Annotated in this window: 11 protein-coding genes and 2 pseudogenes; 7 read left to right on the forward strand and 6 right to left on the reverse strand. The window is 40.1% G+C overall.

The genetic code is table 11. The features are described from left to right. Positions 1 to 186 precede the first annotated feature (186 nt). The 6 genes and pseudogenes from MLC44_RS00375 to MLC44_RS00400 all read left to right on the forward strand — a co-directional run bounded on the left by MLC44_RS00375 (position 187) and on the right by MLC44_RS00400 (position 4,049). Entirely contained in the window at positions 187 to 1,431 is a 1,245-nt protein-coding gene (locus tag MLC44_RS00375) for a hypothetical protein (protein ID WP_346389095.1), read from the forward strand. A gap of 9 nt (positions 1,432 to 1,440) precedes the next feature. Then, positions 1,441 to 2,324, forward strand: a pseudogene (locus MLC44_RS00380) (metal ABC transporter substrate-binding protein). Continuing rightward, complete coding sequence (locus tag MLC44_RS00385; protein WP_434657896.1) at positions 2,315 to 3,085, forward strand: metal ABC transporter permease; 771 nt, start codon at positions 2,315 to 2,317, stop codon at positions 3,083 to 3,085. Before MLC44_RS00380 ends, MLC44_RS00385 begins: the two are co-directional and overlap by 10 nt. Beyond that, positions 3,075 to 3,506, forward strand: coding sequence for a methyltransferase family protein (locus MLC44_RS00390; RefSeq protein WP_434657899.1), 432 nt, complete (start codon positions 3,075 to 3,077; stop codon positions 3,504 to 3,506). The genes MLC44_RS00385 and MLC44_RS00390 overlap by 11 nt, the downstream gene beginning before the upstream one ends. A 14-nt stretch (positions 3,507 to 3,520) precedes the next feature. Beyond that, entirely contained in the window at positions 3,521 to 3,670 is a 150-nt protein-coding gene (locus MLC44_RS00395; RefSeq protein WP_434657901.1) for a hypothetical protein, read from the forward strand. 19 nt (positions 3,671 to 3,689) lie between these two features. Next, entirely contained in the window at positions 3,690 to 4,049 is a 360-nt protein-coding gene (locus MLC44_RS00400; protein WP_434657903.1) for a hypothetical protein, read from the forward strand. On the opposite strand, the gene MLC44_RS00405 is transcribed toward MLC44_RS00400, so the two are convergent. The 3 genes and pseudogenes from MLC44_RS00405 to MLC44_RS00415 form a co-directional block, all read right to left on the reverse strand. Further along, positions 3,965 to 4,336, reverse strand: a complete 372-nt coding sequence (locus tag MLC44_RS00405) for a CZB domain-containing protein (protein WP_434658895.1) — start codon at positions 4,334 to 4,336, stop codon at positions 3,965 to 3,967. The two genes, MLC44_RS00400 and MLC44_RS00405, sit on opposite strands and share 85 nt — an antisense overlap. After that, positions 4,328 to 4,899: pseudogene (locus MLC44_RS00410) on the reverse strand (methyl-accepting chemotaxis protein); the annotation flags it as partial. The gene MLC44_RS00405 and the pseudogene MLC44_RS00410, both read right to left, overlap by 9 nt. Before the next feature lie 194 nt (positions 4,900 to 5,093). Then, positions 5,094 to 9,419: a PAS domain S-box protein gene (locus MLC44_RS00415; RefSeq protein WP_434657906.1), complete on the reverse strand. Its 4,326-nt coding sequence runs from the start codon at positions 9,417 to 9,419 to the stop codon at positions 5,094 to 5,096. A 72-nt stretch (positions 9,420 to 9,491) separates the two neighbouring features. Here MLC44_RS00415 and MLC44_RS00420 point away from each other — a divergent pair, with 72 nt between their 5' ends. Continuing rightward, entirely contained in the window at positions 9,492 to 10,988 is a 1,497-nt protein-coding gene (locus MLC44_RS00420; RefSeq protein WP_434657909.1) for an HD domain-containing phosphohydrolase, read from the forward strand. Positions 10,989 to 11,267: 279 nt separating this feature from the next. On the opposite strand, the gene MLC44_RS00425 is transcribed toward MLC44_RS00420, so the two are convergent. The 3 genes from MLC44_RS00425 to MLC44_RS00435 are packed head-to-tail and all read right to left on the reverse strand — an operon-like array spanning position 11,268 to position 13,482. Continuing rightward, complete coding sequence (locus tag MLC44_RS00425) at positions 11,268 to 12,779, reverse strand: DUF4080 domain-containing protein (protein WP_434657913.1); 1,512 nt, start codon at positions 12,777 to 12,779, stop codon at positions 11,268 to 11,270. Positions 12,780 to 12,782: 3 nt separating this feature from the next. Further along, positions 12,783 to 13,169: a HEPN domain-containing protein gene (locus MLC44_RS00430; RefSeq protein WP_151901401.1), complete on the reverse strand. Its 387-nt coding sequence runs from the start codon at positions 13,167 to 13,169 to the stop codon at positions 12,783 to 12,785. Then, positions 13,159 to 13,482, reverse strand: coding sequence for a nucleotidyltransferase domain-containing protein (locus MLC44_RS00435; protein ID WP_434657916.1), 324 nt, complete (start codon positions 13,480 to 13,482; stop codon positions 13,159 to 13,161). The genes MLC44_RS00430 and MLC44_RS00435 overlap by 11 nt, the downstream gene beginning before the upstream one ends. Positions 13,483 to 13,668 lie beyond the last annotated feature (186 nt).

Raw genomic sequence — 13,668 nt, forward strand, 5'->3', positions numbered from 1 at the left:
TTCGGAACCCGTACTTCAGTGCGGGCTGAGAGTGGCATGAAAGAAACAGCAGTCGGCACTACGGAAAAAAATTTAGTTTTTTTCACAAGTCACACTTTAGCGTGAGAAAGTACCGATTCAAAATAGTGCAGCTTGGATTTCAAAAAAAAACATAAAAATTACTACTAAAATATTGGAGAATAAACAATGAAAAAAAGACTCTGTCTCTCTGTGCTTGTATGCTCCTCTTTATTTGCGGATGCAGATATGGATGCACTCAAACAGCAGTTGGAACAACAAAAAATCAGTATGCAAAAACTAGAAGCGAAATTTGAGGCTTTGAGTACAAAACAATCGCAGATGCAGGTGACACAAAGTGTCAATACCTCTGCCTCTTTTTCTCAAAATGCCTATTTGCCGGATATCGCTTTGATTTTAAATATGTCGGCAGTGAGTCGGAATGTGAAAAACAGTGATTATGAAAATTTTCAGATACCGGGTCTTATAAATGATGATGGTATATCACCGGCGCCTTTGCCCTTTAACAAAAACAGAGGCTTTAATCTTAATTATGCAGAAATAGCCATGCACTCTGTAGTTGATCCCTATTTTCAGGCCTATGCATATTTTCATCTGCAGCCAAACGAGTTTGAAATAGGTGAGGCATACATTCTGACTACATCTCTGCCTTATGGGCTAAGAGTCAAAGCCGGAAAATTCAAAAGTGATTTTGGACGCATAAATGCAAAACACCAGCACTCCTGGCATTTTGATGCACAGCCTGTTATTTATGAAACACTTTTTGGTCCCGATGGCATCAGTGATCCTGGTGTGCAATTCCAATGGGTTGTCCCGACAGATACATATATTATGGCGGGTGCAGAAGCGATGCAGGGAACAAATGACAAAAGTTTTGGCGATACCGAGTCAAATAATCTCTATGTCGGCTATATAAAATCAAGTGTCGATGTTGGCGATGATTTGTCAGTTCTTGGCGGTGTGAGTATTGCCCACGGGAAAAATACAACAGCAAATACTACCAATGTTTATGGCCTTGATTTGACACTGCGTGAGCAGTTAGGAAGCTACAGCGCAGTTGTCTGGCAGAGCGAATATCTTTACAGAAACAAAGATGTCGGCACAGGAACAGATAAACAGGCAGGACTTTACAGTGAACTGATTTATCAGTATAACAACAACTACTCAGCAGGTTTGCGTTATGGGGCAATTACAAAAAATGAGACAGACCTGTCTTCTTATGCGGGCATTGACACGGGTAATTTGGACAGGTACACAGCCGAACTGGAGTATAAACCATTTCCGATGTCACGTCTGCGTCTCTCTTATACTTACGACAGAACAAAAATCATAGCCGGTGAGAGAAAAAACATCAGTGAAGTAATGCTCTCACTCAACATTGCAGCAGGTGCACATGGCGCGCACTCGTATTAGGAGAAACATATGATAAACATTAAAACTATACTACTAACAGTTTTACTCACAAACTTTTTGTTTGCTACAGTCAAAATAGATACAACATATACAACAGCCGGTGCCATTGCGCAAAAAATAGGAGGAGATTTAGTACATGTAACGGTTCTTGGAAGTTCGAAGTATGACCCGCATTTTATTGTACCCAAGCCTTCGCTTATCGCAAAACTCCGTCGTGCAGATTTGCTCATCATTAACGGAGCAGGTTTGGAGCTTGGCTGGCTGCCTCCGCTTTTACGTGCTGCAAACAATGCCAAGATTCAAAACGGAGCCAAAGGCTTTTTGGATCTGTCTCACTATGTGCATTTGATAAATGTACCGACAACCGTTTCACGTGCTTTTGGTGATGTGCATGCACAGGGTAATCCTCACTATACAACAGATCCTTATGCTGTCCTGCCGATGGCAAAAGCCATAGCACAAAAACTTTCGCAAATTGACCCGCAGCATGCAGGGAGTATGAAAAAAATTTGAAAAAGTTCACAAATGATTGGCAAAACTATTTACAAAAGTTTGATGCAAAAATGCTTACATGTAAAGATAAAAAGGTCGTACAGTATCATCCGCTTTTTAACTATTTTTTACAGCGATACAACTATAAAATATATGGAACGATTGAACCGCTTCCGGGGATTGCTCCGAGTTCAAAACACACTTTGGAATTGATCAATATAATGAGAGACAAGGGTGTGCAAAAGATTTTGCAGGATGTTTACCATGAGAAAAAAACAGCAAAATTCATTGCAGGAAAGACAGGAGCAAAAGTTCTGATTATTCCCCATGACTTAGGGGCTGACGGCAGTAAAACACTGCAAGAGTTTTATAACAGAATCGCTAAGAGAATATGTCAGTAGTCGAGTTACTGTGGCCGGCTTTTGTGCTGGCTGTTGCCTTAGTGTTTATCCACTCTGTATTTGGTTTGGAGATTATTAAAAGAGGTGTTGTTTTTACCGACCTGGCGATAGGGCAGATTGCCGCTGTCGGCATGGCGCTGAGTGTTGCATTTATGGATTCGCAGTATCAAAGTGCCATGACCCTGCTTTTTGCACTTTTGGCTGCCGTAATTATTACCTGGGCTACAAAAAAAGTACAAAAGATTGAAGCGTTTATAGGATTGTTATATGCTTTGGGCATATCTTCTATAATGCTCATACTTGCGCAAAGTGCAGAGGGGACCGAACTTTTTTCCAAACTCAGTGCGGCAGATATTCTTTTTACTTCAAGTGAAGATCTGTATAAAAGTCTGCTGTTATACAGCGGCATTGCCTTTGTTATGTTTGTGCTTTATCCAAGAATGAGCGGTGCAAAAAAAGAGTTTTTATTTTTTGCAATGCTTGCGTTAACCGTGACATCTTCTGTGCAGTCTGCCGGTGTGCTGGTTGTGTTTGCTCTGCTTATCGCTCCTTCATTTGCAGGGTTGAGCCAAAGAAAAACAAAGCCCTTTGTTTTTGCCTGTCTGTTTGGTTCTGTGAGTATTGTGTTAGCACTTTTTGGTTCATACTATTTAGATTTGCCGACGGGATATGCTATTATATTTGTAACAGTTTTGTTTTCACTTGTTTTTGTTGTTCTTTCCAGTATAATGAGTTCTAAAAAGAGAGTAAATGAAAAGTAAGATATTGGTCGGTTTGCAGTTTTTTATTATATTTTTGATGATTTTGCCTTTGGGCTCAAAAACCCAGCATTTATATAGCGGTTTGGTGATTCTTGGTCTTGGAATAGGCATCGGACTTTTGGCGATAAGAGAACATAAAAGAGGAAACTTTAATATTCGCCCCGATATAAAAGAAAATTGTGAACTGGTCACAGGCGGTATATATGGATACGTGAGGCATCCTATGTATCTTTCGGTCTTGGTGAGTATGTTTGGTGTCGCCGTGATCTATTTTACCTATTACGAGTTTGTGCTTTTCCTTTTTTTGCTGCTGACGCTTTTGGCAAAACTGTTTTATGAAGAGAGTTTGTGGCAATGCCATAATCCGGCATATATTGCATATATGAAAAAGACAAAACGCTTAATACCTTTTGTCTTTTAAAAAAGGCTGCTGCAATGGATATAACACTTCTTATAAAATCTCTGGCTGCCTTGAGCGGAGCGCTTGGCATCTTGGTCTTTTTATTTTTATTTTTTACATGCAAAAAAACCGCACAAGAGAAACACTGCCAAAAAGCCAATGCATATAAGGGAAGTCAAGCCTGACTTCGAGATGCTTTTGAACGTGATAAAAGATAAAAAATCAACAACAGAGGAGCTCAAAGAAGCAGTTGAACTGATACTGAAGTATTACGGAAAAATTCCTCAGAAACTGGGTATGCGTGCTCATCCGAAATTTGAAATATATTCGGAACTGATTTTAAGAATCTGTCATCATCCCAATGTGAACAAAGACATCATCATAAAACTTGACAAAGAGCTGCACAGACGCAACCCTGAATATGCCCTTGAACTGGATGACTCTTTGACAAAGGTTTGGATACAAGAGGCTTTTAGACTTTATCTGCCTGTTGACTCTTTTACGGCAGAGAGAAGCTCTTCAAAGCCGACTTCACTTGCATGCTCGACCTCTTGCAATACCTGAAGTGCTGTATCAAAATTCCCCTGCATATTTTCCTGTATCGCTTGTTTAAGTCCCTGGTGCACTGTTTTGTGATGTTGTGTAATACTTGAAAGATGAGTGTTTCCTTTAAGCAGAGTGTGGCTCACTTCTGAAAACCACTTGCCAAACCGACAGCTGTTTTCATCCGGAATATCAGTTGTTGTTTTATCAAGGATTGCTTTGTATCCCTTGATTTTGAGTGCAATATGGTCAATTTTTCCGTTACTGACATTGAATTCATTTGTCAGGCGTTGTGTTCTGTTTTTAATCTCATTGGAGTTTTCGACAACTTTTTGGATATTTTCATGAAAAACATCGACTATTTCCATCACTTTGGATGTTTCATTCATAAAAGTGTTGCCGATTTCTATAATAGAGTTGGAGTTTTGTTTGAGTCCGTTGATGTTGATTTCTACTTCCTGGGTTGCTTTTTGTGTACGTTCTGCCAGTTTTCTTACCTCATCGGCAACAACGGCAAAACCGCGTCCGTGCTCACCGCACGGGCAGCTTCTATGGCTGCGTTGAGTGCGAGCAGGTTGGTCTGATCCGAAATATCTTTAATGAGATTGATGATTTCTGAGATAGACATAACACTGTCATTGAGCGCATTTGAGTCTTCTCCCAAAGTATTGGCATGTTCTTGAATTGTTTCTGTTGTAGAGATGATTTCAGCAGTCTGTTCTTCAACATTGTGCATTCTGTTGTTTGTTTTATCATTGAGCTCGTTAATCTCTTCAAGTTGAACGAGATTGTCTTCGATGGTTCCCTGCAAAAAGTGTGTACCGTTGCTGTAGCTCTCTATGATGAGTTTGACAAAAGCATCATCTTTCATCCCGGAAGTGCTCTCTTGGGTGTTTTGCTGATTTTTCAGTTGTTGAATTCATCATAAAGCCTGTTGTTTTCAGCCTCCATCTCTGCTATCTTTGCTTTATATTCATTTTCAAGTTTTTCAAGTTTTGCACTGCATCCAAACATATTTGATTCCTTTTGCTTATTTCCTGTTATTTTAACATAATCCGGGTTAAATTAAGACTCACACACTGTATCCAGTGGCAGCAAAATTGAAAAACAGCTCCCCTCGGTATCACTTTTCCATGAAAGTTTTCCCCCAAGATATTTTTCTACAATAATTTTGGACATATATATGCCAAGTCCTGTGCCGTTTTTGGATTTTGATGTGACATAGGGCTCTCCGAGTTTTTTGAGTATTTCCGGTTTTATGCCTCCGCCGTTGTCACAGATATCAAAGAGAATCTCCTGCTCTGATGTTGTCACATCTATACTGATGCGGCCTCCCTCCCTTCTGTTCTCTTTAATGGCATCTTTGGCATTGTTGAGTATATTTATAAGGACCTGCAGCAGCTGATTTTGATAGGTACAGAATTCAATATCGCTGTTTTGCGGAAGGGAGAGTGTGATGGCATTGTTCTCTAAAGATTTTTCAACAAGATGTGTGAGTTTTTTCAAAACAGTATCTGCCGTGACAAGCTCTTTCTTTTTGTCAGGCTGGAAAAAGTTTCTAAAGTCATCAATGGTGTGCGAAAGGTATTGCGTCTGTCCGTTGAGTGTATGAATGAGTTCCTGCAGAGATTTTGCATCAACATTTCCCTGCAGATCAAGCTGTACCTGAATATTGTTTGCGACCATGGAGATCACACTCAAAGGCTGTCTCCACTGATGGGCTATCATGGAGAGCATGTCGCCCATGGCTGCCTGACGGGACTGTGAAATCATCAGTTCGTCTTTTCTCTGTATATCGGTGATATCAACAATGGCTATGAGGTACAGGGTTTCATTGCCGTTGTACTGGTCGTCAAGTTTGACGGCATGCAAAACTCCGACTCTCTGCTCTTTTGATTTTGTGGTAATACTCTGTTGTTGTTTGGGCTCTTTTAGAGGGTTTTTGTAGTATTGCCTAATGCTTTTTATACTTTCTTCCTCTTCGTGAACAAAGAGTTTTTTCAGCATTTTTTCGATTGTCGGAATTTCGCTGAGGGTATAGCCTGTGGTTTCTTGAAAAATTCTGTTGAGCATTAAAATTTCCCCGTTTGCATTGTAGAGCATCAAAGGAATGGGCGTAAACTCTATCATTTTTTCAAATCTGTTCTTTTCGACTTCCAGCTGGTACATTAAAAGCTTGAGTTGTGATATGTCCCGAATTATTTTGAGCAGATAAAGCGGTTTTTTCTGTTCGTCGACTAAAAGCACCACTGCCAGACTTACCCAGATGACAGTGCCGTTTTTATGGATATAACGCTTCTCAATATGGTATGATTTTTTTTCATTGTTTTGCAGTTGTTCAAGCATGTATCTGTCTGTATCTCTGTCCTGGGCAAAAGTGATGTCGGAGACATGCATGTTTTTGAACTCCTGCTTTGTGTATCCCAGGAGTTTTGTGAGGTATTCATTGGTATCTATCCATTTTCCCTCAAGGGAGACATGCGCTATGCCTATGTCTGCCTCTTCAAAAGTCAGTTTGTAAAGATGCTCCTGTTCGTAAAGCTTTTCTGTGAGCGTTTCCTGGTCGGTTATGTCTACACCGGAACTTATTATGTTGATGATATTGCCGTCTTTGTCTTTGATGCAGGTATTTCGCCATGATACAGTGTGCTCGTTGCCCTCTGCATCTACCAGTTGGCTTTTGTACTCTTTGGCAGCTTTTGCTTTTTGAGAGACAATGGCATCAAAAATATTCTGCATCTTCGGCTGTATTGATTTTGGTACAAAATGCTGAATGAAGTTTTTGCCGAGTATCTTCTTTTTTGGCAGCCTGAGCAGTTTTGCACCACTGTTGTTTATCATCTGCACGCTTCCGTGAAGATCCAAAATCAGCACTATTGTTTCTGTTGAGTTGAGATACAAATCGTTCATTTTGTGCTCATACTCAGCCTCTTGGAGCAGTTTTTTCTTTTGTGTGATGTCATGAAAAGAGAGCACAGCCCCGTTGACTTTTCCCTCTTCTATAATAGGATTCTGCAGCACTTCAACATCAAAAGGAGTGCCGTCTTTTTTGAAAAAAAGTTCCTCTTTACGGATAGAAATACCTTTGATGAGATGCAGATGCAGGGTACACTCATCAAGAGGGTAGTGGCTGCCGTCGGGTTTTGTATGGTGCCAGATTCTGTGGGCGTTTTTTCCAAGCAGCTCGTCCTCTGTGTAGCCCAGCATTGTAAGGGCAGCTTCATTGACAAAAGTATGGCACCCCTGCAGATCAAGCCCGATGATACCGTCATGCGTGGAATTCAAAATCAAAGAGAGCTGCCTTTGCATTTTTTGTTCATTTGTGATGGATACCTGCAGCTCTTCATTGGAGCTTTGCAGCTCTTCGTTGGAAGTTTCGAGCTCTTCGTTGGCACTTTGCAACTCTTCGTTGGCACTTTGGAGCTCTTCATTGAGCAGTTGCATATTCTCTTTGGAAAGCATCAGCTCATCCAAAAGAGCGTGATTGTCCTCCTGGAGTTCCTGCACCCGGTTTGTAAGGTTTTCTATCACATACGATTCGTTTGGCAGGACTATTTCTCTGGTGTTGAACTCCAGATTGTTGGCATTGAGTTCCTGAAAGTAGAGTAAAATAAAAACAGCGTCATGTTTGTTCGCAAAAGGAGTGGCAATCACTTTGACAAAGTTCTGCCTGTCCTCGCCGAGTTTGACTTCGATAAATTTTGTACTCTGCACTTTTGCGCTTTTTGCAGTCTGATCAAGAATCTTTTTGACGCTGTACTGCAGCTCTTTTTTCAGGTTTTCGACAATATTCAAAGTCACAAAACCGTCATTAAGCTCTAAAAAAGGGTTGTTTCCCTGTTTGTAGACAATGGTGAAATTTGTATCGACGATAATGCACTCCGAAGAGAAAAGTTCAAATATGGTATTTGTTATCTCTTCTTGTATGTTGATATCTTTGAGGGTAAATGTTTTTACTTCCGAGAGGTTCTGTTTGGCATGTGTATGTGTTGAAAAGTAGTGCGAAGAGATTCTTGGAGGATTCTCAAGCTGCTCTTTGATGTAAATCTTATGCTCCTGGTTGAGCGTTTTAAAATAGGCAACGCTCATAAGTGTTGATTCCGAGGAGCCTAAAAACAAGAGACCTTTTTCTTTGAGCGCATAATGAAAGAGGACAAAAAGATCCTCCTGGACCTCAGGCAAAATATAGATAAGAAAATTTCTGCAGCTGATAATATCCTGATTGATAAAAGGCGGATCGCATAAAACATTGTGTTTTGTAAAAATAATCTGAGAACGAATAGACTCTTTGACTTTGTAGGCTCCGTCCAAGGGAACAAAATACTCTTTGCGTATTTTCTTTGGAGTCTTTTGGAGTGCTTTTTTGGAGTAGATCCCCTTTTTTGCAATGTCAAGTGCTTTTTCGTCAATGTCTGTGGCAAAAATATGAACATCGAAATTTTTTTTGAGCTTTTTTTTGATTTGGTCAATGGTGACAGCCAGAGAGTAGGCCTCTTCTCCTGTAGAGCAGGCAACAGACCAGACTCTCAGATCATAGCTGTCTGGCTTGTCAGAGAGGTACTCTTCAAGATGCTGCTTGAGTGCCTCAAATGATTTTTCGTCTCTGAAAAACTCTGTAACCCCGATAAGGATGTTTTGATACAGCAGATGCAACTCATCCGGATAGGCATTGATATAGTCAATATACTCTTCAAGCGTTGCGCATTTATTCAGAAGCATGCGTTTGCTCAGCCGTCTCATAATAGTCTCTTTTTTATACTTTTCTATGTCAAGGGACTCTTTTTCTTTGAGAAGCTTTACAATCTTCATGAAAGGTCCGGGTGCGGTATGCACGATGTTTACAAGATTTTGGGCGATCTCTTCTACCTCAAATATATAGTCAATGAAACCGCTTGCAATCGCATATTGCGGCATCTCCGGGTACTGGGCTTCTTTGGGAGACTGGGCGACGGTGATCCCGCCGTTTTCTTTGATGGTTCTCACACCTGCAGTTCCGTCATGTCCTGTCCCGCTGATGACGATGCCGAGGCAGTTTTCTTTTTTGTAACTGCTGAGCGCTTTGAAAAATACATCGATAGAAGGCGTCGGAATATGGGGAGTATCGGGTGCTTTTTCAAGGAGCAGTCGGTGGCGTGTGTAGATGAGGTTGTATCCCGGAGGAACAACATAGACATTGTTTGGCAAAAACTGCTGGTCTTTTGTGATGAGAGAGACCGGCATAACCGTATATGCGGTTAATATTTCGGCCAGGGCGCTTTTTTTATGCGGGTCAAGATGCTGGGCAATTATATAGACATACTCCTGGTCTGTGGGCAGCAGAGGAAACAGCTCTTTTAACGCCTGCAACCCTCCGGCACTCGCACCTATCCCGATAAATACAGAATTTTTCATATTTCTCTGCCTTGTAGCTGAAACGAAAGCTTTTATTTCTTAATATTAGCATAATTTTGATAAGATTAGCGTATGATAAATTTAAAAGCATTACAATCATTGGCAAGAAAATTTAAAGTTTTATATGTAGAAGATGATATAGCTGTGCAAACTGCACTCACGGGGTATCTGAAGAATTTTTTTACACATGTGACGACTGCAAAAGACGGGCTGGAGGGTTTACAGCTCTATAAGAAGGGGCAGTTTGACATCGTGATTACAGATCTGTCCATGCCTAAAATGGACGGTATAGAGATGCTCAAAAAAATAAGAGAGATAAATCCGAATCAGGCTATACTGATAACAACCGCACACAGCGGTTCAGACTATATGTCTCAGGCTATTAAAATAGGGGTTGACGGCTATATAATCAAACCTTTTGATTATGAACAGCTGAATTACGAACTCTACAAAGTAAGTGAAAAACTCAAAGTCATGCAGGAGAATGAAGCGTACAAAAAGTCCCTGCAGCGTATGGTGGAGCAAAAAACAGCCGAACTGAGTGCTATGATGCAGTTTCAGCATGACAATTATGAAAAAACTCTTTTGGCAATGGTCAAACTTATAGAAGAGAGAGATACCTATACGGCGGGGCATTCCCAAAGAGTTGCCAAATACTCTAAAATGATAGCCCAAAAGATGGGACTCTCCAAAAAAGAGTGCGAAAAAGTCTATCAGGCGGGAATTTTACATGATATCGGCAAGATTGTCACACCGGATGTTGTCCTTTTAAAGCCAAAAAAACTCAATGATCTGGAGTATAAACTGATTCAGGAGCATCCTCAGGTCGGCTACAGACTTTTGGCAAATATTCCTATGTACGAGGAGCTGGCAGATATAGTCCGTGATCATCATGAGCGATGTGACGGCAGCGGATACCCAAGAGGCATTGCCGCCAATGAAATTGACACTCTTGCAAAAGTGATGATGATTGCCGATTGTTTTGATGCCATGACAACCAACAGAATATACAAAGGCAGAAAAACACCCAAAGAAGCACTCGATGAGATAGAACGTCTCAGCGGTGTGCAGTACGACAGGGATGCAGTCAAAGCAACACTTGAGGCGCTTAAAGATGTGGTTGTAGACAAAAATATCAATCAGTTGCCCCATACAGATATAGAAAAGGAACGATTTGCCTATTTTTACAAGGACAACCTGACCGATCTGTACAATCAGAGCTATCTCGATGTAATGTTGCTGCAAAACTCTTATGAAAAAAAATACACACAGCTGCATCTGTTGCGATTGAAAAATTTTTCGCGTTACAACAAAGAATCCGGATGGAAAGAGGGAGACACTGTTTTGGTGAAAATTGCCAAATCTTTACAAAACTGTTTTGACCTCTCTATGGTTTTTAGAATTTTCGGCGATGATTTTGCCCTCCTTGATAACGGAGAGTGCAATATGAAAAAAATAGAGCAGAAAATCAATGCCATTTTAGACAACACTATTATAGAATCAGACATACTGAATCTCACTCTTGACACCCAAAAGAGTATAAGTGTAGATGATTTGGAAAAACTTTGATATCTTCCAGGTAAGTGAAGAAAATTAATGCTTTCTCGGAATCGGTACTTTCTAACGCTAAAGCGTGACTTGGAAAAAAACTAAATTTTTTTCTGCAGTGCCGACTGTTGAAACATCTCTGCCATTCTCATCCAACCCTAAAGGATGGGCTCCGTAACTCTGTTCAGCTCTTTGGAATCGGTACTTTAGTGCCGACTGCTGCAACATCTCCGCCCACCCTAAAGGATGGGTTCCAAAACTCTGCTCAGCTCTTTGGAATCGGTACTTTAGTGCCGACTGTCAGGGTGCAAAAGCCTGAACCTGCCTTTTGTTAAATCCGGATGTTCCGAGTTTTGCCTCTGGGTGAAACTCTTTTGCATAGGGCTTGAGGTATGCGGGGATTGCTCTGCCTTTTAACTTCATCATATCCTGAAGCATATACTTTGCGATTTCCTCTTCGGTTATCTTTTTCTTTACATGTAAATAGGAAAAAAGCAGTTCGCCCTGTCTTTGCAGAGAGATTTTCCATGTCGAATCTGTCTGTTCGTAAATCCAGAGTCCAAAAGTATAAAAGTTTTCATACACACTTTCATTTTGCCATAACAGCGGGAGCGTTGTTTTGAAATTTCCGCTGTTGTAGTACAAATCCCAAAATCGTGCAAAGCGTTTCATAATCTGTATATCATTGAAGCTGAGTTTGTTGTTTTTTAAAATATCATAGGGCGGAATGTCGCTGTAAACCATGCCCTCCTCCCTGTCGTGACGGCTGATGTGCGTGCCGGAGAGTTTTTTCAGGATGCCTATCTGGATTTCACAGCTGCTGATGCGCATCAGCTCATCAAGGTTGTGTCCAAAACTCTGCAAACTCTCCCCAGGAAGCCCCACGATCAGGTCAAGATGAATATGCGCCGTTGTCTCATTTTGCAAAAAGCCGATGTTGTCTTTTATTTTGTCGAGTTTGAGTTGTCTGGAGATATTGTTTGCAATTTTTGGATTGAGTGTCTGTATGCCGATTTCAAGCTGCAGCGCACCGTGAGGAAAACGTTTTATTTTTTCCCGCAAAGAGAGGGGAAAATGGTCGGGAATAACTTCAAAATGGGCAAAATAGGGCGGCTCTTTTTCTAAAAAAAAGTCCAAGATTTTGTTTGCCGCTTTCATGTTGAGATTAAAGGTTCTGTCAACAAATTTAAAATTTCTCGCTCCCCGTTCCCAGAGCTTCTCAAATTCTGTCAAGACTGCATCAAGATCAAAGGCACGTACTTTTTCATCCATGGAAGAGAGGCAAAATTCACATTCAAAAGGACAGCCTCTTGATATTTCCACATAAATATAACGGTTCTTTATGTCCTCGTCTGTGTAGTACATGTAAGGAAGCTGTATTTTTTTAAGGTCTGGAAGCGTCATTTTTATAATTTTCTCGGCAGGACGCTCTTCCTGAATATTTTTGCACAGCCGGTAAAAAGCCAGATCGCCTTCACCCTGTATGATGTAGTCGGCATCATCAAAGTTGACACGAAAAGGCAGGTAGCTCACTTCGGGACCTCCGAGAATTACAAGTGTCTGGGGTGAAACTTTTTTCAGGATGTGAATAAGTTCGTGCACCTCTTTGGCATTCCAGATATACACGCCTATACCTATAATGTCAGGCTGCGAGAGAAGGAGTTTCTCTGCAATGGTTTGGATGGCATCATTGATGCTGAATTCGAGTATAGTCGTGTCCTGTTGGAGTTCCTGCATATTTGCATACAAATAGCGAAGCCCTATGGCACTGTGTGTAAAGCGTGAATTTAAAGTTGTCAGTATAATTTTCATTTACTAAGAGAGATATTTCTTAATATCAACTTGAACCTGTTGCGCTATTTGGATACACTGTAGGGTAATTTTTTCATTTGGTTCAAAATCAGGCAGTACTGAACCAAAAGGATATTTGGATGAAAGATAAATAGTGTCTATCAGGTCAATCTCATCTTCTGTAATAGTTAATAATACATTCTCTTTTTTAAGTTTTTCATTGAGAGATAATATACTATGTGTTTTTTGTAACTTTATTCCATATTCAATTAAATATGCTTTTATATATTTTTCTATTGCTTGCTGTGTGTTTTGCAGGGATGGATTATAGAGATGACTTTTTAATAAAATCTTAGCTGATTGAAAATTTTCATCTGCAAAAACAAGCCATTTCTTTGTCTCATCTTTCATAAACAACTTTTCCTTTATAAATTTCATCCAAGAAGACACCTTTTGCATCCTCTTTAATGGGAATTATATCTATAGGAATGATTTTGGAAATTTCACGCAATACCTTTCTGTATTTTAGAGAAAGCGTTAAAAAGTTGTCATCTGAGTTTTGTATGACCGCAATATCAATATCATTTGGATTTTTGGAAGATAAAAAAGAGCCAAAGAGCACAACACTGTTTATCTCTGAAAATTGGGAGAGTTTCTTTGTAATAGTGTGAATAAAAGTTACTTTTTTATTTTTCGTTAAATACATAATGAGGAATAATATCATATTTCTTTTTTGAATGGGCTTAAAGGGAGGAAAAACAGCCGAGAGTAAAAAAGGGGGAAAACTCAGCTGTTTTAAAAATTTATAGGAGTAAATATCTCTCTTATGAAAGGGGAAAAACATAATTGAGATATAGAATTATATTTATTATAAGTAAATGTTAGGTAAATAGCGATAAATTACCTTGTT

It is taken from the genome of Sulfurimonas sp. NW9 (genome assembly GCF_051132275.1).
GTDB classification, from domain to species: Bacteria; Campylobacterota; Campylobacteria; order Campylobacterales; family Sulfurimonadaceae; genus Sulfurimonas; species Sulfurimonas hydrogeniphila.